This window comes from Roseovarius aquimarinus (assembly GCF_043661195.1).
In the GTDB taxonomy this organism is placed as follows: domain Bacteria; phylum Pseudomonadota; class Alphaproteobacteria; order Rhodobacterales; family Rhodobacteraceae; genus Roseovarius; species Roseovarius aquimarinus.
On the sequence record NZ_JBIHMM010000001.1, the window covers coordinates 914,852 to 932,685 of the forward strand.

The window sequence follows — 17,834 nt, forward strand, 5'->3', positions numbered from 1 at the left end:
TTACCACCATTTGCCGGGCTTGGCCACAAATCCGGCCGCCTGCTCGAGCGCATAGGCGCAATTCAGCAGATCGCCCTCTTCCCACGGCCGCCCGATCAGTTGCAGCCCGAGCGGCAGGCCCTTGCCGTCGAGCCCCGCCGGCACGGCAACGCCCGGAAGCCCCGCAAGGTTCACCGTCACGGTGAAGACGTCGTTGAGATACATCTGCACCGGATCGGCCTCGGCCATCTCGCCGAGACCGAAGGCGGCGCTCGGCGTGGCGGGCGTGAGGATCGCGTCGACCCCGGCCGCGAAGACGTCCTCGAAGTCCCGCTTGATGAGCGTGCGCACCTTGCGCGCACGGTTGTAATAGGCGTCGTAGAAACCGGCGCTCAGAACGTAGGTTCCGACCATCACGCGCCGCTGCACCTCGGCGCCGAAGCCTTCGGCGCGGGTCTTCTCGTACATCTCGGTGATGCCGTCGCCGGGCGCGAGCTTGGCGCGGTGGCCATAGCGCACCCCATCATAGCGCGCGAGGTTCGAAGACGCCTCGGCGGGCGCGATCACATAATAGGCGGGCAGCGCATACTTCGTGTGCGGCAGCGAGATATCGCGGATCTCGGCGCCCGCATCCTTCAGCATCGCGGTGCCGTCCTGCCAGAGCGTCTCGATCTCGGCGGGCATGCCCTCCATTCGGTACTCGCGCGGAATGCCGATCACCTTGCCCTTGATGTCGCCGGTCAGCATCGCCTCGAAATCGGGCACGGGCAGGTCCGAGCTGGTGCTGTCCTTGGGATCGTGGCTGCACATGGCGTTCAGCATGATGGCGGAATCGCGCACGGTCTTGGTCATCGGCCCCGCCTGATCGAGCGAGGAGGCGAAGGCGACGACGCCCCAGCGCGAGCAGCGCCCGTAGGTGGGCTTGATGCCGGTGATGCCGGTGAAGGCGGCGGGCTGGCGGATCGAGCCGCCGGTATCGGTGCCCGTCGCGCCGAGGCAGAGATCGGCCGCGACCGCGCTCGCCGAGCCGCCGGAGGAGCCGCCGGGCGTCAGGTGCGCTTCGTCATTGCCGCGCCGCCAGGGGTTCACCGCGCCGCCGTAGACGCTGGTCTCGTTGGACGAGCCCATCGCGAATTCGTCCATGTTGAGCTTGCCGAGCATGACCGCGCCCGCGTCCCAGAGGTTCTGCGTCACGGTCGATTCGTATTCCGGCACGAAGCCGTTCAGGATTCCGCTTCCCGCCTGGCTCGGCACGCCCTTGGTGCAGAAAAGATCCTTGATCCCGAGCGGGATGCCGCACATCGCGGGCGCATCGCCCTTTTTCAGACGCGCATCGGCGGCGGCGGCCATCTCGCGCGCCTTCTCGGGGGTGCCGTGCACGAAGGCATTGAGCGCGCCCGCGCCCTCGATGGCCGCAAGGCACGCCTCGGTCAGATCGGCGCTCGTCACGTCGCCCCGGCGCAGGGCGTCGCGTGCCTCGGCGATGGTCAGCGTATTCAGATCGGTCATCATTCCACCACCTTCGGCACCGCGAAAAAGCCCTCGCGCGCGTCGGGCGCGTTCGACAGGACCGCTTTCTGCCGATCCCCGTCCGTCACCTTGTCCGCGCGGCGCGGCAGGCGCATGGGCGTGACCGACACCATCGGCTCGACCCCGTCGACATCCACCTCGCCCAGCTGCTCGATGAAGCCGAGGATCGTGTTGAACTCGGCGGCGAGCGCCGGGAGCGCATCCTCCTCGACGCGGATGCGCGCCAGTTTGGCCACGCGGGCGGCGGTTGCGGTGTCGATGGACATGGGCGCGATCCTTCGGTCTTTGGAGTGGCTCGGATATCGCCCCGCGTTTACCGCCGCGCCGCCCCCAGTGCAAGCGCCCCCATCCCCGCCGGGGAACCACTGCAAGCCCGCCCGCGCTGTGCTAGCGTGCATCCGCGGGAACCCCAACGCGACATCAAGGAGGATACTCATGAAGATCATCTGGCTCGGCCACAGCTCGTTCCGCCTCGAATGGGGCGGCCTCACGCTGCTCATCGATCCCTGGCTGAACGGCAACCCGATGCTGCCCGAGGAGAGGCATGCGGAAGCCACAGAAGGCGCGACGCATATCCTGCTGACCCACGCGCATTTCGATCATGCCAGCGACACGCTCGATCTCGCGCGCAGACTGGGCGTGCCGGTCGTCGGCCAGTTCGACCTGATGAACCATTGGGCGGAGACCGAGGGGATCGAGACGGTCGGCTTCAACAAGGGCGGCACCGTCGACCTCGGCGGCGAGCGGGGCGGCATGCGCGTCACGATGGTGCATGCGGTCCATTCCAGCAGCTTTGCCGGCAAGGACGGCCCCCATGTTCCGGGCAGCGAATGCGGCTACATGATCGAGGCCGAGGGCCGCACGATCTATGTCAGCGGCGACACCGATGTGATGGCGGATATGAAGGTCTTTCAGGACCTCCACGCGCCCGAGATCGGCATCCTCTGCGCGGGCGGGCATTTCACGATGGACATGCGCCGCGCCGCCTACGCGGCCAAGACCTTCTTCGATTTCAAGACGGTCATCCCCTGCCATTACCGCACCTTCGACGCGCTCGAGCAATCCGCCGAGCGACTGATCGCCGCCCTGCCCGGCTGCAACGTGATCGAGCCCGAAGTCATGGCGCCGATCGAGCTTTGACGGCGAATATAGAGTATTTTACGATAAGATGAAGCAATGCGCGGCGCCCGTCCTTCATCTTGGCCCCAATACTCCCGCCGGAGGCGCGCGCCTTCAGCTCTCGCCGCCCGCTTACCCGCGGCGTGCGGCGAAGAAATCGCGCAGGAGCGCCTCGCAGGCGTCCGCCGAGATGCCGTCGTAGATATCGGGCGCATGATGCGCCTGCGGGTGAGAGAAAACGCGCGCGCCGTGCAGGACGCCGCCGGATTTCGGGTCGGACGCGCCGAAATGCACCGCGCGCAGCCGCGCGGCGGCGATGGCGGCGGCGCACATCGCGCAAGGCTCGAGCGTGACGTAGAGAACATGGCCCGGCAGTCGCTCGCTGCCGGCGGCGGCGCAGGCGGCGCGCAGAACGAGGATCTCGGCATGGGCGGTCGGATCGCTCAGCTCGCGGGTGCGGTTGCCGGCACGGGCCACGACGTCGCCCGACGGCGCGACCAGAACCGCGCCCACGGGCACCTCGCCGCGGGCGGCGGCGGCGCGGGCCTCCTCGAGGGCGGTATCCATGTGGCTCACGAAGCTCATGGCGCCCTTCTGCCACGGCGGCGCGCGCCGCGATAGGCGCTTTCGCACCTGAGCCGATTGCGCTATCTCCCGCGCATGAGCACAGACACCCCCCCGCCCGGCGACCGGATCGCCAAGGTCATCGCCCGCGCGGGCGTTGCGAGCCGCCGCGAGGCCGAGCGGCTGATCGAGGCCGGCCGCGTCACGGTCAACGGCAAGCCGGTGACGAGCCCCGCGCTCAACGTGACGCCGCGCGACCGCATCACGGTGAACGGCGCGCCCCTCGCCGCGCCCGAGCCGCCGCGCCTCTGGCTCTATCACAAGCCCGTCGGCCTCGTGACGACGAACAGCGACGAGCAGGGCCGGCGCACCATCTTCGACGAGCTGCCCGAGGGCCTGCCCCGCGTGATGACGGTGGGCCGGCTCGATATCACCTCCGAAGGGCTCTTGCTCCTGACGAATGACGGCGCGTTGAAGCGCAAGCTTGAGCTGCCGTCGACGGGCTGGCTGCGCAAGTACCGCGTGCGGGTCAACGGCCGTCCGACCGACGCGACCTTCGCGCCGCTGCGCGACGGGCTCGTGATCGACGGCGAACGGTTTCAGCCGATGGCCGTGACGCTCGACCGCCAGCAGGGCGCGAATGCCTGGGCGACGGTGGCGATCCGCGAGGGCCGCAACCGCGAGGTGCGCCGCGCGATGGAGGCCGTGGGCCTCACGGTGAACCGCCTCATCCGCGTGAGCTACGGCCCCTTCCAACTCGGCCAGCTCGCGTCGGGCGCGGTCGAGGAGATCCGCCCGCGCGTCCTGCGCGATCAGCTCGGCCTGCCGCCCGAGGCGGAAGAGAGCACCGGCGCCGCGAAATCGAGGCCGCGCCGCAAGGTCTCGCGCGCGGGCAAGCCCGGCGCACCGCGCCCCGAGGCGAAGGCGCCGGCCAAGCGCGTTCAAAGACGCGGCGAGGCGCCCGATGCGGCGCCGGGCCAGCGTCCGGGGGTCAAGCAGGGCGCGAGGAGCGGCGGCCAAGCCTCTGGCAAGACAGCTGAAAAGACCGGCACCAAGCGCGCCGGCAAACCCTTTGGCACGTCCCCGGGCAAGGCAACCGCCAAGCCAGGGGGCAAGCCATCGGCCAAGCCCGGCAGCCGCACGGCGCCCCGCCCCGCTTCCGGCGCACCGCGCCCGCGCGGCAAGAGCTGAGCGCCCACGGCCTCGACCCCGAGCCACCCCGCCGACGGACCAATGAGAGTGCGGCGACGAGACAGACGCGCAACGCGCCGCGCGGCGCAGCCACATGGGCGGTTTGCGCTAGGGTGCGGAACTTCCCTCTGGCAAGGCGCATTCCTATCCCCTAGGCTTCGCCGCGAGGCTTGAAGGGGATCGGGACGGGCACCGCTTGGCACGCTTGTTATTCATCATCGGCGCTGTGCTCGTGCTGGCCCTCCTGCTCGGCGCGGCCATCACCGCCATGGCACGCGCCGCCCGCGAGGGGCAGAAGACGGCGCAGGCGCTCGCGCCGCGAATGGAAGGGAACGGAATGGAAAAGGTCAGCTACGCGGCCCTTTTGCTGTTGATGCTGGGCGTGACCAGCGGCTTTCTCGGGGGGCTTTGATCGCATGGCGCGGCGATTTGGCGGCAAGTTCAGCCCCGGCGGCGAGGGCAAGGAGGCGGGGCGCGCCACGGGGGCAGCGCGGCCCCGTGTCGATCCGGTGGGCGCGCGCGCGAACCTCATGTTCCTGCCCGCCGTGGTGGTGCTCTTCGCCTCGCTGACCGGCGGCGCGCTCGTGCTGGCCATCGGCGCGGCATCGGCGGCGGTTCTGGCGCTCTCGGCGTGGCTACTCAGGGGCGGGCTGCGCGCCGAAGCCGCCTATGCCGAGCGCAAGGTCGCGCGCCGTCCGGGCATTCCGCGCAAGCTCTTTTCGGCGGTGTTGGCCGGCGCCGGGATCGCGCTCGCCGCCTATGCCGGCTCCGGGGTCATCGCGGCCGCGCTCTACGGCATCGTCACCACCGGGCTTCATGTGGCCGCGTTCGGCCTCGATCCGATGCGCGACAAGGGCATGGAGGGGATCGACACGTTCCAGCAGGACCGCGTCGCGCGCACCGTGCGCGAGGCCGAGGCGCTTCTGACCGAGATGTCGGATGCCATCCTGCGCGCGCGGGACCGCCGCCTCGAAGAGCGTGTCGCCGCCTTTCAGCAGACGGTGCGCACCATGCTGCGCACGCTCGAGGACGATCCGCGCGATCTGAGCGCCGCGCGCCGCTATACCGGCGTCTATCTCATGGGCGCGCGCGACGCGACGATCCGCTTCGCCGATTTGTACGCGCGCAGCCAGGATGCGGCGGCGCGCGCCGACTATCTTGCCCTTCTCGATGATCTGGACAACAATTTCGCCGCGAAGACACAGAAGCTGCTAGAGAATGACCAGGGCGCGCTCGATATCGAGATCGGCGTGCTGCGTGACCGGCTGGAACGCGAAGGCGTCCATCTGCCCCCATCCCCGACCCGAGAGGATCCTTGATGCCCGAGAATGTCCGCCAAAAGGCCGAAGCCAGCCTTGCCGAAGTCGAAGAGGTCAGCCGCAATATCCTGCCCATGCCGAGCGACGCGAACGCGATCGTGCCGCTGAAGGACGCGGACAAGCCTGCGAGCGCCGAGATCAGGAAGCGCATGGCCGAGATCGACATCGAGGATACGCAATCCATCGTCTCCTTCGGCTCGACCGCGCAGGCCGAATTGCAGGAAATCTCGCAATCCATGCTGCAAGGCGTGCGCAACAAGGATGTGGGGCCTGCGGGCGACAGCTTGCGCGGCATCGTGACGACCATCCGGGGCTTTTCCGTCTCCGAGCTCGACGTGCGCCGCGAGCGGACATGGTGGGAGAAGCTTCTGGGCCGCGCCGCGCCCTTCGCCAAGTTCACCGCCCGGTTCGAGACCGTTCAGGCGCAGATCGACAAGGTGACGGACGATCTTCTGCGGCACGAGCATGTGCTCCTCAAGGACATCAAGTCGCTCGACATGCTCTATGACCGCACGCTCAGCTTCTACGACGAGCTCGCGCTCTACATCGCGGCGGGCGAGGAGAAGATCCGCATCCTCGACGAGACCGAGATTCCCGCCAAGGAGGCCGAGGTCGAGAAGGCGCCCGAGGACGATCAGGTGATGAAGGCGCAGGAATTGCGCGATCTGCGCTCGGCCCGCGACGATCTCGAGCGGCGGGTGCATGATCTGAAACTGACGCGGCAGGTCACGATGCAATCGCTCCCGTCGATCCGCCTCGTGCAGGAAAACGACAAGTCGCTCGTGACCAAGATCAACTCGACGCTGGTCAACACCGTGCCCCTTTGGGAGACGCAGCTTGCGCAGGCCGTCACCATCCAGCGCTCGCGCGAGGCCGCTGAGGCGGTGCGCGGCGCGAATGATCTGACGAACGAGCTTCTGACCGCCAATGCCGAGAACCTGCGCCAGAGCAACAAGGTGATCCGCGAGGAGATGGAGCGCGGCGTCTTCGATATCGAGGCCGTCAAGAAGGCCAATGCCGATCTCATCGGCACCATCGAGGAGAGCCTCCAGATCGCCGACGAGGGCAAGGCGCGCCGCGCCGCCGCCGAGGAGGATCTCAAGAAGATGGAGACCGAGCTGCGCGACACGCTCGCCTCGGCCAAGGCCCGCAAGACCGGCCTCGGCGATACTGTCGGCACGGCCGCCAAGGGCTGAGCGGGCATGCGGGCGCGGCGCATCGAGGCTGCGGGCGCGGCGGGGCTTTTGGCCCTTTTTGCCGCCTGCACCGATGTGCCCCAGCCGCCCAGCACGCCCCCGCAGGCCCGCCCCGCGGGCCTGCAGCCGCCCGCCCCCGCGCCCGATCCCGGCCCGTCCGAGCAAAGCCGCGCGCTCGCCGCGCATTACGCCCGGGTCGAGACGAGCCTTCTCGCGCAAGGGCTCTTGCGGACGGATGGCGGCGGGCCGGACACGCCCTATACCGACACCGATCTTCTGCGCAATTTCGAGAAGATCGCCTTTCATGACGAATACGCGCGCAATCGCGGGCTCGCGCCGGGCGACGGGCGCGCGGGCGGTCTGCGCAAATGGACCGAGCCCGTGCGCATGTCGGTCGAGTTCGGCAGCTCCGTGCCGGAGGCGCAGCGCGCCCCCGACCGCGCGATGGTGCGCGACTATTCGGCCCGCCTCGCGCGCGTGACCGGCCATCCCATCGCCATGGGAACGCCGGCGGACGCCAATTTCAACGTTCTTTTCATGGGCGAGGACGACCGCAGCGAGGCGGTGAGCCGCATCCGCGCGCTCGTGCCCAACATCAACCCCGCCTCGCTCGACCTCATCCGCAGCCTGCCGCGCCCGATCCACTGCCTCGTCATCGCCTTTTCGGGCAACAACGACGATTTCACCTATCGCCGCGCCATCGCCGTGATCCGCGCCGAGCATCCCGATCTCTTGCGGGAATCCTGTGTGCACGAGGAATTGGCGCAGGGCCTCGGCCTTGCCAATGACAGCCCGCGCGCGCGGCCCTCGATCTTCAACGACGACGACGAATTCGCGCTGCTGACCACGCAGGACGAGGAGATGCTGGCCCTGCTCTATTCGCCGCGCCTGAAGCCCGGCATGAGTTTCGAGACCGCCCGCCCGATCCTCACACAGCTCATCGCCGAGCGCCGCGGCGGCCCGAGCTGAACGCGCCTCAACCTTATCTTCACCAATCGACTCTAGGACTGACCGAAGGCGCCCGCGATCCCGTGCGGGCCGATGCCTGGGGGCGATGCGATGGTGGCCAATCTCGGCGGTGTGCGGTTCGATCAGGTCTATACCGACAATTCGCAAGACGGGCCGGAGTTCGACAGCGACGGCGACGGCATCGCGACGCAGGAGGACGAGTTCGTCTCTCTCACCAATGACGCAGGCGAGCCCGTCGATATCTCGGGCTGGCAGATCTGGTCGCAAGGCAAGGGCAGCAACGCGCCCGACAGCGCGCGCGAGGGGCATTACCACACCTTCCCGCCAGGCACCGTCCTCGCACCGGGCGAGACTCTCTACATCATCAACGAGATCACCGGCACGCCGCCCCGCTGGGCGCAGGAGGCCTCGGAAGGCGGCGTCGAATCCGGCGCGGGCGGGCATTCGACCAACATCATGACCGAAGGCAATACCGGCCATCCCGACGCGCTCGCCCTCGTCGATCCGGCCAGCGGCGCCTACATCGTCTTCAACATGGACGCCGCCCCGCCCCGGATCGCGGCGCTGCCCGGTTTTCCCGGCAGCGTGCCCGTCGGCACCGACGATGGGCAGGCCGTGCAGGACGATCAGGCCGCCGGCTATTCCTACCAATACGACACCGCCAGCGGCGGCTATGCCTACCGCGCCGTGTTCGTGCCCTGCTTCGCCGCCGGCACGCGCATCGCGACGCCCACGGGCGCGGCACGCGTCGAGCATCTGCGCGCGGGCGATCTGGTACTGACGCGCGATCACGGCGCGGTCCCAGTGCGGATGGTCATCGCGCGCACCGCGCTTTTCGGCCCCGCCCCGCACAAGTACAAGCCGATCGAGTTGAAGCCGGGCGCGCTCGGGCACGGCACGCCGGAGGAGGTGCTGGTCCTGTCGCCCAATCACCGCATCCTGATCGAGGATGCGCGCGGGCGCGAGGTGCTGGTTCCGGCCAAGGCGCTCGCGGGGCGCACGGGCATCCGCCAGCGGCAGGGCGCGCGGCAGGTGCGCTATGTGCACCTCGTTCTGGACCGGCACGAGATCGTGCTGGCCGAGGGCGCGGCCGTCGAAAGCTTTCTCGCCGGCGATCATGCGCTGGCGGCGGCGCTTCCGGGGCTGCGACGCGCCCTCGCGCGCCTGCCCGGCCCCCTGCCGACCGAGCCCGCGCGCCCCCTCTTCGGCGCATCGGCGGCGCGGCGCATGCTGGCCGCGCGCGCACCCGGCAAATGCTTGGCACCGCCCGTGAAACATGCGACGCTTCCGCCCGAACGGATCGGGCAAGGGGGCTGCGCGCCATGGGCATCTTCGATTTTCTGACGGGCGAATTCATCGACGTCATCCACTGGACGGACGACACGCGCGACACGATGGTCTGGCGCTTCGAGCGCGAGGGCCACGAGATCAAATACGGCGCCAAGCTCACCGTGCGCGAGGGGCAGGCGGCGGTCTTCGTGCATGAAGGGCAATTGGCGGACGTGTTCACGCCCGGGCTCTACATGCTCGAGACGAACAACATGCCGATCATGACGACGCTCCAGCACTGGGATCACGGCTTCCGCAGCCCGTTCAAGTCCGAGATCTATTTCGTCAACACGACGCGCTTCAACGATCTGAAATGGGGCACCAAGAACCCGATCATGCTGCGCGATCCGGAGTTCGGCCCGACGCGCATCCGCGCCTTCGGCACCTACACCGTGCGCGTCGCCGACCCCGCGCTCTTCCTGCGCGAGATCGTCGGCACGGATGGCGAGTTCACCCGCGACGAGATCACCTTCCAGATCCGCAACATCATCGTGCAGGAATTCAGCCGCGCGATCGCCGCCTCGGGCATTCCGGTGCTCGACATGGCCGCCAACACGGCCGATCTGGGCAAGCTGGTCGCGGGCGCGATCAGCCAGACGGTCGCCGCCTACGGCCTGTCGATCCCCGAGCTCTACATCGAGAACATCTCGCTGCCGCCCGCCGTCGAGAAGGCGCTGGACAAGCGCACCTCGATGGGGATCGCGGGCGACTTGCAGAAATACACGCAGTACTCCGCCGCCGAGGCGATGGGCGAGGCCGCCGCGAACCCGTCGGGCGGCGGCGGCATGGGGGCCGGGCTCGGCATGGGGATGGGCATGGCGATGGCCCAGCAGATGAGCCAGCAAGGCCCTTGGGGCGCGCAGCCCGCCCAAGGCGCCGCGCCCGCCGCGCCGCCGCCCCCGCCCGCCCCCGAGCGGGTCTGGCACGTCGCGGAGAACGGCGAGACGCGCGGGCCCTTCTCGCGCGCCGCGATGGGCCGCATGGCCGCCAAGGGCGAGCTCGCACGCGGCACGATGGTCTGGACCGCCGGACAGGACGGCTGGCTGCCCGCCGAGGATGTGGCGGAACTCGCGCAGCTCTTTACCGTGATGCCGCCGCCCCCGCCCCCGGCGGGCTGACCCCCGGCTTCATCTTGGCAAAAATACTCACCTCCCGATCGGCCAGACCATGCCCCCGCCCGACCTCGACGTGACCGCCCTCCCCGAGCACCGCTTTCCCTGCGATGCCTGCGGGGCGGACATGCGCTTCGCTCCCGGCGCGGGCGCGATGATCTGCGATCATTGCGGCAACCGGCAGGAGATCGAAGGCCCCGGCCCCTGGGCGGGCGCGATCCGCGAGCAGGACCTCGCCGCCGCGCTCACGGCCCCTGCCGAGGACGAGACCGAGGAGAAGCCGCTCCTATCATGCCCCAACTGCGGGGCCGAGGTGGCGCTCGCCGGGGCGGCGCATGCGGGCGAGTGCCCCTTCTGCGCGACGCCCATGGTCACCTGCACCGGCGCGCATCGCCGTCTGAAGCCGCGCGGCGTGCTCCCCTTCGCCATCGACGAGCCGGCCGCGCGCGAGGCGATGTCGGAGTGGCTGGGCCGCCTCTGGTTCGCGCCCTCGGGCCTCAAGGACTATGCGCGCAAGGGCCGCAGCCTCAACGGCATCTACGTTCCCTACTGGACCTTCGACGCCGCCACCCGCTCGGCCTATCAAGGCGAGCGCGGGACGGTCTATTACGAGACGCGCAGCGTGATGCGCGACGGCAAACGGCAGACGGTGCGCGTGGCCAAGGTGCGCTGGCGCGGCGTCTCGGGCCGCGTCGCGCGCGCCTTCGACGATGTGCTGGTGCTGGCCTCGCATGCCCTGCCCAAGCGTTACACCGACGCGCTGCCGCCTTGGGATCTGGCCGCGCTCGAGCCCTACAACCCCGAATTCCTCGCCGGCTTTTCCGCCGAGGCCTATACGGTCGAGCTGGCCGACGGCTTTACCGAGGCGCGCGCGCAGATGGACGCGGTGATCGCGCGGGACGTCAAGTTCGATATCGGCGGCGACCGGCAGCGCATCCACCATATCGACACCGAGGTGAGCGACGCCTCGTTCAAGCATGTCCTGCTGCCCGTCTGGATGGCCGCCTACAAGTATCGCGGGCAAAGCTACCGCTTCGTCGTCAACGGCCGCACGGGCCGCGTGCAGGGCGAGCGGCCCTGGTCCGCGTGGAAGATCGCCTTCGCGGTGATCGTCGGCCTCGCGGTCGCGGGCGCCATCGGCTACGTCGCGGCCATGCAATAGCGCGGGCGGGTGCGCTTAGAACGATTTGCGCAGGAAACGGGTCGCGCGCCGCGCCGTTCGGGGGCATGAGACCCGCATGACATCCCCGACCATCTCCCCCGCCTCCGCGCTCATGATGCTGGCTCTTTCCGCCATCTGGGGCGGCTCGTTCTTCTTCGCCGAGATCGCCCTGGCCGAGGTGCCGCCCCTCACCATCACGCTCCACCGCGTGATCTGGGCGCTGCCGCTTCTCTGGCTGGTCGTGCGGCTACGCGGCATCGCGGTGCCGCGCAGCCCGCGCGTGTGGGGCGCCTATCTCGTGATGGGTGCGCTCAACAACGCGCTGCCGTTCTCGCTGATCTTCTGGGGCCAGAGCCGGATCGAGGGCGGGCTCGCCTCGATCCTCAACGGCACGGCGGCGGTCTTCGGCGCCGTGGTCGCGGGGCTGCTTCTGGCCGACGAGCGGCTGACGCGGCGCAAGATCGGCGGCGCGGCGCTCGGCCTTCTGGGCGTCGCGGCGGTGATCGGGCCGGACGCGGCGCGCGCGCTCGATCCGCGCAGCCTCGCGCAGCTCGCCGTGATCGCCGCCGCGCTCAGCTATGCCTTCGCGGGGGTCTGGGCACGCAAGCACCTCTCGGGGCAGCCGCCGCAGATGAACGCGCTCGGGATGCTGACGGGGAGCGCCTTTCTGATGATCCCGATCGCTCTATGGGTGGACGGGGTGCCGCGCCTCGATCTCGCGCCGGACACATGGGCCGCGCTCATCGCGCTCGCCGTGCTCTCGACGTCCTGTGCATATCTTCTCTATTTCGCGATCCTGCGCCGGGCGGGTGCGGCCATTTCATGCTGGTCACGCTGATGATCCCGCCCTTCGCGATCGCGCTCGGTGCGGTCTTTCTCGGGGAGAGCCTCGGGCCTTGGGCCTATATCGGCTTCGCGATCATCGCCGCGGGCATTCTCGTGACCGACGGCCGCCTTGCCGCACGGCTCCGCCGCTCTTGACGGCCCCGCGCCCCTGCCGCAGCATCCGGCCCGAAAAGGAGCCGTCATGCGCACACTCATCCAACGTGTCACCCATGCCGCCGTGGAGGTGGAGGGCGAGGTCATCGGCCGCACCGGGCCGGGCCTTCTGATCCTCGTCTGCGCGATGCAGGGCGACGGCGAGGCCGAGGCACGGCAGATGGCGGCCAAGATCGCCAAGCTGCGGATCTTCAAGGACGCCGCGGACAAGATGAACCTTTCTTTGAAGGAGACGGGCGGCAGCGCGCTCGTCGTCAGCCAGTTCACGCTCGCCGCCGATACGCGCAGCGGCAACCGTCCGGGCTTTTCCGCCGCCGCCCCGCCCGCCGAGGGCGAGCGGCTCTATACGCTTTTCACCGAGGCGCTGAGGGCCGAGGGCATCACTTGCGAGACCGGGCGCTTCGGCGCATCGATGCAGGTGAGCCTCGTCAATGACGGGCCGGTGACCATCTGGCTCGACGTCTAGCGCGGCGCCTAGAGGCTGACCCGAGCGCGCCGGCGCGTGCCGGCCCGCGCCCCTATGGCTCGCGCAGGGCCTCACGGGATTTGTAGAGCGGTTTCAGCAGGTATTGCAGCACCGTCTTCTGGCCCGTGTGCAACTCGATCTCGGCCTGCATGCCGGGGCGGATCTCGATGCTGGCCTGGCGGGGCGTGAGGTCGCTCATGTCGACGCGCACCGTTACCTTGTAATGCGGATTGCCGTCCGCCTCGCGGGCGCGCTCGTCCTTGAACGTGTCGGCCGAGATGAAATCGACCGCGCCCTTCAAGGTGCCGTAGATCGTGTAGTCATAGGCCGTGAGCTTGATCGTCGCCTCCTGCCCGTGGCGCAGGCCCGCGATATCCTCGGGCGCGACGCGCGCCTCGACGAAAAGCTCCTCGTCAAGCGGGGTGATCGACATGATCTCCTCGCCCGGGCGCACAACGCCGCCGATCGTCGTGACGCTGAGATTGTTCACGACGCCCCGCATCGGGCTGACCAGCATGGTGCGGTTGAGCTGGTCCTGGCTCGACTTGAGGTTCTGCTTGAGCGTCGCCAGTTCCTTGAGCGTTTCGGAATATTCCTGCGCGCGCTCGAGCTCGGTCTGCGTCACGATCTCGTCATAGCGCTTTTGCGCATCCGCATGTTCCTTGCGCGCGCGGGTGACCTCGATCAGCGCGACGATCTTGCGCGTCAGCATGTTCTCCATCAGCGCGCGTTCCTCGGCGGCCTGCTTGAGGATGCTTTTCGCGCCCTCGCTGCGCTTGACGAAATCGGCCTGCCGCGCGGCCAGAAGCGCGCGTTCGGAGGCGACCATTTCGGGCGTGCGCTCGGCCATTTCCTCGGGAACGGTGAAGTCGAACTGCCCTTCGAGCTCGGCCTCGAGGCGCAGGCGCCGGATCTCGAGCGCGGTGATCTGGTCGCGCAGATCGGCGACCGAGGATTTGAACTGCGTGCCGTGAAGCCGCGCGAGAACGTCGCCGCTCTGCACGATGTCGCCCTCCTGCACGAGCAGCTCCGACAGGATGCCGCCTTCGAGGTTCTGGATGATCTGCGGGCGGCTCGACGAGATGAACGAGCCTTGCGCGCGCACGATCTCGTCGAGCCACGCGAAGGCCGCCCAAAGGATGAAGACCCAGACCGACGCGGCGCAAAGCCAGATGGTGAGCGACGGGCCGGCGAGGCGCTGGTTCAACTGCGCGGCGAGGTTCGTGCTCGAAACGGCCATGTCAGTTCCCCTCCTGTGCGGCGGCGAGATGCGCCAGCACCTTGTCGCGCGGGCCGTCCACGGCCATGCGCCCGTTTTGCAGGATGAGCGTGCGCGTCGTCAGTTTCAGGATCGGCATGCGGTGCGTCGCGATGACCGCCGTGCGCCCGGCGAGCCATGTCTCGAGGCGGCTGACCAGCGTGCGCTCGAGCGTCTGATCGAGCGCGGCGGTCGGCTCGTCCAGAAGGCAGACGCGCGGATTCTGAAGCCAGAGGCGCGCCCAGCCGATGGACTGGCGCTGCCCTTGGCTGAGGCCGCCGCCGCCGTCGAGGATCTCGAGGTCGAGGCCTTTCGGATGGCTGCGCACGAAGGGGCCGAGGCCCGCGAAATCGAGCGCCTCCATCATGCGCGCGTCGTCCCGCTCCAGCAGGTTGAGATTGAGGTTCTCGCGCAGCGTGCCGGTGAAGAGGCGCACGTCCTGCCCCAGATAGCCGATGCCGCGGCGGATGTCGCGCGGCTCGATCTGGCTCATGTCGGTCCCGTCGAGCAGGATGCGGCCCTTGGCGGGCGCATAGAGGCCCGACAAAAGCTTGAGCAGCGTCGATTTGCCCGACCCGTTCGTGCCCAGCACCGCGACCACCTGTCCGGGATTGAGTTGGATGGCGGGAATGTCGAGCGTCGGCGCGCCTTCGGGGTCGTAGGCGAATTGCACCTCGCGCAGCTCGAACGCGCCGTCGATGCGCTCGCGGCGCAGATAGCTGCGCTCCTCGCTGCGATCCTGCGGCGCATCGGCGATGGCATCCAGCCCGTCGAGCGCGGATTTGACATTGCCCCACCGCGCCATCGTGCCCGCGATCTGGGTGAGCGGCGCGAGGGTGCGCGAGGTGAGGATGCTGACCGCGATGATCGACCCGACGGTGAATTGCCCGGCGAAGACCAGATAGGTGCAGGTGATGATGGCGGCGACATAGGTCGCCTGCTGCACGCCCTGGCTCCAGAAGGTCAGCACCGAGGCGAGCTTGCGCTGGTCCGAGGATTTCAGCGCGCTCAGCGTCGTCAGCTCGGTCCAGATGCGGCGAAAGCGGTCCTCGGCGCGTTGGGTCTTGAGCGTGTCGAGCTCGAACACTGTCTCGTGCAGCAGGCGCGATGACTTGGCGCTCGCGCCTTGCGTCTCCTGCGTGAGGCGTATCATCTTCTTTTGCAGGAAGAACCCCGGCACGACCATCACGATGCCGCCGATGATGAGCACCCAGACGACATTGCCCGCGATCGATGCGACGAGCAGCAGGAAGATAAAGAGGAAGGGAATGTCCGCGATCGTGCCGACGGTCGATGCGGTGAAGAATTCACGCACCGAGCTGAATTCGCGCATCGAGCTGAAAAGCTGCGAGGGCGCGCGGCCGGCGGCATCCGAGCGCATCCCGAGGATGCGGTCCATCAAGAGCCCCTGCACACCGACCTCGATTTGCCGCCCCGCCCCGTCCATGAGGCGCGCGCGGGCGATCTTGAGAAACGATTCCATCAAGAGCGCCAGCCCCGCGCCGAGCGCGAGCACCCAGAGCGTCGCGACCGATTGGTGCGGGATCACGCGGTCATAGACCTGAAGGCTGAAAAGCGCGACCGCCACCGCGAGGATGTTCGCCACGAAGGAGCCGAGCGCGATCTCGGCGAAATGGCGGCGATAGTTGCGGAACTGACCCCAGAACCAGTGCGGCGCCGCCTCGGGCGCGACATGCGCGCGCGACAGCGCTTCGACCGGCGCCTCCGCGCGCACGACGATGCCGGTGAAATAGGGCTCGAACTCGGCCAGCGAGACCTCGGCGCGGTTGTCGGGGCATGTGGTGTCGTAGATCACCAGAAGCCCCGCGCGCTGCGACAGGACCAGAAGGAATTGCCCGCTCGTCATCTGCGCGAGGGCGGGCCAGTGATCGCCGGTGATATTGGGAACCGACATGACCTCGGTCAGCATGCCGCAGGCCGCCATGCCGTCGGCGAGGGATTGCGGCTGGAGCGCGCCGCTCTCGCCGCCGCCCGCCGCCGCCCGGCGCTGCATCGTGTCGAGAACGTCGCGCGGCTCGATGGTGACGCCCAGAATGGCCGCGTAGGTGGCCGCGAGGCGCGCGCGCGTCGTCGCGCGGTCCTCGCTTCCGCGCGGGGCGGCATCCTCGCGGGGGGCATTGGCGACAAGGGGGTTCGGCGCCGCGATGCTCTGCGTGCGCCCGCTCGTGATCGTCAGGGAGACGGGGCCCTTGGTCAAATCCGGCTCCCGTCTGCAAGAAGGCCCAGGAGTCGCGCCGATTTGAGGCGCGCGCGGGCCAACTCGTATTTGCGGCTGAGCGCGCTTTGCTCGCGTGCGGCGAAGGTCTCGTAGACGCCCACCACATCCATCACCTGCCGCTGGCCGCTGTCGTATTGTTCCTGGAAAAGATCGAGATTGGCGCGCGCCTGCGCGGCCAATGCGGCGGCCTCGCCCACCTGCCGCTCGAGCGCGATGATTTCCTGCTCGAGACGGCGCAGCGTGCGGGCGGCATCCTCCTCGGCCTGCCGCGTCTTGCGCGCGGCGGCGTCCTTCTGCATCTCGATCGCGCGCAGGCTGTCCCCGGTGCCGAGCCCCAGAAGCCCGCCGCCGAGATTGACGCCCCCGTCATTGTCGCTGCCGACCGTGCCGCTTGCCGTCAGGCCGGGCAGAAGGCCCGCGCGCTCGGTGCGGGCCTCGGCGACGCTGCGGTCCTCCTCGGCCATGGCGCGCAGCACCGACAGCGGCTCCGCCTCGGGCATGGGCCCGGTCAGATCCCGCAGGCCGCTCACATCGTCGAGCGGCGTCGCCGCCATCGCGTTCAACTCCGCGAGCGCGGTGCGCTCGGCCTCCTCGGCGGAGGTCAGGCTGAGGCGGATCTCGCCCAGTTTCTGGGCGAGGATGCTCAGATCCGAGCGGTCCGACACGCCCCCCTCGACACGCTGGCGCATGATCCACTCGAAATGCGACATGTCCTTGAGCGTCCGGCTGTCGAGCGCGCGGCGCTCGCGCGCTTCGGCGGCGCCGAGATAGAGCGTGAGCGCGGTCAGAACCCGCTCGTTCGTGTCATCCGCGAGGGCGACCGCCGCGACCTCCACATCGGCCTTGGCGAAGGCGCGCTCGGCCTTGAGGCGGCCATGACCGAAGAGCACTTGCTCGAGCACGAGATTGGCGACGACATCGCTGAGGCTGGTGAGGCTGATCGACGGGCCGATGCGCGGCAGCCAGTTCTTCGAGGCGGCGGCGGCGCGCAGGCGCGCGGCGCGCAACTCGGCCTCTGCGGTGCGGCTGTTGGCGGCCAGAACCGCGTTCGAGACCGTGCTGTAGGCGCTCTGAGGCGGCAGGATACTGCGCCGCGCCTGCAATGCGGAGATGACGGGAGAGGCCGCCGCTTCGCGCTGCTCGGGTGTCGGCTCGGGCGCACCGGACGGCCCGGTGGCAAGGCGCGAGACTTCGTCCCCGCCCATGTTTCCAAGGCATCCCGCCATGGCGAGGCAGCAGGCGGAGGCAATCAGCAGATGGCGCGGCACGCAGAGATGCCGGCTGGCGGCGCCGCGCGCCCGCCCCTGCATCTGAGTGCCCCAAAACCCCATCGGTCTGCCCGCCTTCTTGCCTCGGAGCCCATTCGAGGGGCCCCTTTTCTTGCGCGCGGCACGAGGTCGAG

At 69.0% G+C, this 17,834-nt stretch carries 18 protein-coding genes; 12 read left to right on the plus strand and 6 right to left on the minus strand.

Annotation, left to right across the window (positions count from 1 at the left end; translation table 11 throughout):
- A complete protein-coding gene (gatA, locus tag ACGRVM_RS04320) occupies positions 1-1,488 on the minus strand; it encodes an Asp-tRNA(Asn)/Glu-tRNA(Gln) amidotransferase subunit GatA (RefSeq protein ID WP_377168338.1) in 1,488 nt (495 codons plus the stop codon).
- Positions 1,488-1,775 carry an Asp-tRNA(Asn)/Glu-tRNA(Gln) amidotransferase subunit GatC gene (gene gatC, locus ACGRVM_RS04325; protein ID WP_377168336.1) on the minus strand — a complete coding sequence of 96 codons (288 nt, stop codon included), beginning with the start codon at positions 1,773-1,775 and terminating at the stop codon, positions 1,488-1,490. The genes gatA and gatC overlap by 1 nt, the downstream gene beginning before the upstream one ends.
- A gap of 169 nt (positions 1,776-1,944) precedes the next feature.
- Between gatC and ACGRVM_RS04330 the strand changes: the two genes are divergently transcribed.
- Positions 1,945-2,649 (plus strand): metal-dependent hydrolase, encoded by a 705-nt coding sequence (locus ACGRVM_RS04330; protein ID WP_377168334.1) that lies wholly within the window; start codon positions 1,945-1,947, stop codon positions 2,647-2,649.
- Between the two features lie 111 nt (positions 2,650-2,760).
- Here the strand turns inward: ACGRVM_RS04330 and ACGRVM_RS04335 are convergent, their stop codons facing one another.
- The gene (locus ACGRVM_RS04335) at positions 2,761-3,213 is read right to left on the minus strand and encodes a nucleoside deaminase (protein ID WP_377168332.1); all 453 of its coding nucleotides are present in this window, start codon (positions 3,211-3,213) and stop codon (positions 2,761-2,763) included.
- 75 nt (positions 3,214-3,288) lie between these two features.
- Between ACGRVM_RS04335 and ACGRVM_RS04340 the strand changes: the two genes are divergently transcribed.
- From ACGRVM_RS04340 to dtd, 11 genes are all read left to right on the plus strand, one after another.
- Positions 3,289-4,383: a pseudouridine synthase gene (locus ACGRVM_RS04340; protein ID WP_377168330.1), complete on the plus strand. Its 1,095-nt coding sequence runs from the start codon at positions 3,289-3,291 to the stop codon at positions 4,381-4,383.
- A gap of 205 nt (positions 4,384-4,588) precedes the next feature.
- Positions 4,589-4,795, plus strand: coding sequence for a hypothetical protein (locus tag ACGRVM_RS04345; protein WP_377168328.1), 207 nt, complete (start codon positions 4,589-4,591; stop codon positions 4,793-4,795).
- 4 nt (positions 4,796-4,799) lie between these two features.
- Positions 4,800-5,702, plus strand: a complete 903-nt coding sequence (locus ACGRVM_RS04350; RefSeq protein WP_377168326.1) for a 5-bromo-4-chloroindolyl phosphate hydrolysis family protein — start codon at positions 4,800-4,802, stop codon at positions 5,700-5,702.
- Positions 5,702-6,898, plus strand: coding sequence for a toxic anion resistance protein (locus ACGRVM_RS04355; RefSeq protein ID WP_377168324.1), 1,197 nt, complete (start codon positions 5,702-5,704; stop codon positions 6,896-6,898). The genes ACGRVM_RS04350 and ACGRVM_RS04355 overlap by 1 nt, the downstream gene beginning before the upstream one ends.
- Before the next feature lie 6 nt (positions 6,899-6,904).
- On the plus strand, positions 6,905-7,867 hold the full coding sequence (locus ACGRVM_RS04360) for a DUF2927 domain-containing protein (RefSeq protein ID WP_377168322.1): 963 nt from the start codon (positions 6,905-6,907) through the stop codon (positions 7,865-7,867).
- A gap of 72 nt (positions 7,868-7,939) precedes the next feature.
- A complete protein-coding gene (locus ACGRVM_RS04365) occupies positions 7,940-9,211 on the plus strand; it encodes a Hint domain-containing protein (protein WP_377168320.1) in 1,272 nt (423 codons plus the stop codon).
- Positions 9,190-10,314 carry an SPFH domain-containing protein gene (locus tag ACGRVM_RS04370; RefSeq protein ID WP_377168318.1) on the plus strand — a complete coding sequence of 375 codons (1,125 nt, stop codon included), beginning with the start codon at positions 9,190-9,192 and terminating at the stop codon, positions 10,312-10,314. The genes ACGRVM_RS04365 and ACGRVM_RS04370 overlap by 22 nt, the downstream gene beginning before the upstream one ends.
- Positions 10,315-10,363: 49 nt before the next feature.
- Positions 10,364-11,470: a TFIIB-type zinc finger domain-containing protein gene (locus ACGRVM_RS04375; protein ID WP_377168316.1), complete on the plus strand. Its 1,107-nt coding sequence runs from the start codon at positions 10,364-10,366 to the stop codon at positions 11,468-11,470.
- A gap of 76 nt (positions 11,471-11,546) precedes the next feature.
- Positions 11,547-12,308: a DMT family transporter gene (locus tag ACGRVM_RS04380; protein ID WP_377168314.1), complete on the plus strand. Its 762-nt coding sequence runs from the start codon at positions 11,547-11,549 to the stop codon at positions 12,306-12,308.
- Complete coding sequence (locus tag ACGRVM_RS04385) at positions 12,293-12,451, plus strand: hypothetical protein (RefSeq protein ID WP_377168312.1); 159 nt, start codon at positions 12,293-12,295, stop codon at positions 12,449-12,451. The genes ACGRVM_RS04380 and ACGRVM_RS04385 overlap by 16 nt, the downstream gene beginning before the upstream one ends.
- A 46-nt stretch (positions 12,452-12,497) precedes the next feature.
- Positions 12,498-12,935 (plus strand): D-aminoacyl-tRNA deacylase, encoded by a 438-nt coding sequence (gene dtd, locus ACGRVM_RS04390; RefSeq protein ID WP_377168310.1) that lies wholly within the window; start codon positions 12,498-12,500, stop codon positions 12,933-12,935.
- 52 nt (positions 12,936-12,987) lie between these two features.
- Here dtd and ACGRVM_RS04395 read toward each other — a convergent pair whose 3' ends face one another.
- The 3 genes from ACGRVM_RS04395 to ACGRVM_RS04405 are packed head-to-tail and all read right to left on the minus strand — an operon-like array spanning position 12,988 to position 17,637.
- Complete coding sequence (locus ACGRVM_RS04395) at positions 12,988-14,175, minus strand: HlyD family type I secretion periplasmic adaptor subunit (protein WP_377168308.1); 1,188 nt, start codon at positions 14,173-14,175, stop codon at positions 12,988-12,990.
- Between the two features lies 1 nt (position 14,176).
- Complete coding sequence (locus ACGRVM_RS04400) at positions 14,177-16,411, minus strand: ATP-binding cassette domain-containing protein (protein ID WP_377168306.1); 2,235 nt, start codon at positions 16,409-16,411, stop codon at positions 14,177-14,179.
- Positions 16,408-17,637, minus strand: coding sequence for a TolC family protein (locus ACGRVM_RS04405; protein ID WP_394624022.1), 1,230 nt, complete (start codon positions 17,635-17,637; stop codon positions 16,408-16,410). The genes ACGRVM_RS04400 and ACGRVM_RS04405 overlap by 4 nt, the downstream gene beginning before the upstream one ends.
- Positions 17,638-17,834: the final 197 nt, after the last annotated feature.

Bases quoted from the DNA above. Each gene is read 5' to 3' on its own strand.
- ACGRVM_RS04375 (WP_377168316.1), top strand. From the start codon at position 10,364: ATGCCCCCGCCCGACCTCGACGTGACCGCCCTCCCCGAGCACCGCTTT.
- ACGRVM_RS04360 (WP_377168322.1), top strand. From the start codon at position 6,905: ATGCGGGCGCGGCGCATCGAGGCTGCGGGCGCGGCGGGGCTTTTGGCC.
- ACGRVM_RS04385 (WP_377168312.1), top strand. From the start codon at position 12,293: ATGCTGGTCACGCTGATGATCCCGCCCTTCGCGATCGCGCTCGGTGCG.
- ACGRVM_RS04395 (WP_377168308.1), bottom strand. From the start codon at position 14,175: ATGGCCGTTTCGAGCACGAACCTCGCCGCGCAGTTGAACCAGCGCCTC.
- gatC (WP_377168336.1), bottom strand. From the start codon at position 1,775: ATGTCCATCGACACCGCAACCGCCGCCCGCGTGGCCAAACTGGCGCGC.
- dtd (WP_377168310.1), top strand. From the start codon at position 12,498: ATGCGCACACTCATCCAACGTGTCACCCATGCCGCCGTGGAGGTGGAG.
- ACGRVM_RS04350 (WP_377168326.1), top strand. From the start codon at position 4,800: ATGGCGCGGCGATTTGGCGGCAAGTTCAGCCCCGGCGGCGAGGGCAAG.
- ACGRVM_RS04370 (WP_377168318.1), top strand. From the start codon at position 9,190: ATGGGCATCTTCGATTTTCTGACGGGCGAATTCATCGACGTCATCCAC.
- ACGRVM_RS04380 (WP_377168314.1), top strand. From the start codon at position 11,547: ATGACATCCCCGACCATCTCCCCCGCCTCCGCGCTCATGATGCTGGCT.
- ACGRVM_RS04365 (WP_377168320.1), top strand. From the start codon at position 7,940: ATGCCTGGGGGCGATGCGATGGTGGCCAATCTCGGCGGTGTGCGGTTC.
- gatA (WP_377168338.1), bottom strand. From the start codon at position 1,488: ATGACCGATCTGAATACGCTGACCATCGCCGAGGCACGCGACGCCCTG.
- ACGRVM_RS04340 (WP_377168330.1), top strand. From the start codon at position 3,289: ATGAGCACAGACACCCCCCCGCCCGGCGACCGGATCGCCAAGGTCATC.
- ACGRVM_RS04330 (WP_377168334.1), top strand. From the start codon at position 1,945: ATGAAGATCATCTGGCTCGGCCACAGCTCGTTCCGCCTCGAATGGGGC.
- ACGRVM_RS04355 (WP_377168324.1), top strand. From the start codon at position 5,702: ATGCCCGAGAATGTCCGCCAAAAGGCCGAAGCCAGCCTTGCCGAAGTC.
- ACGRVM_RS04335 (WP_377168332.1), bottom strand. From the start codon at position 3,213: ATGAGCTTCGTGAGCCACATGGATACCGCCCTCGAGGAGGCCCGCGCC.
- ACGRVM_RS04405 (WP_394624022.1), bottom strand. From the start codon at position 17,637: ATGGGCGGGGACGAAGTCTCGCGCCTTGCCACCGGGCCGTCCGGTGCG.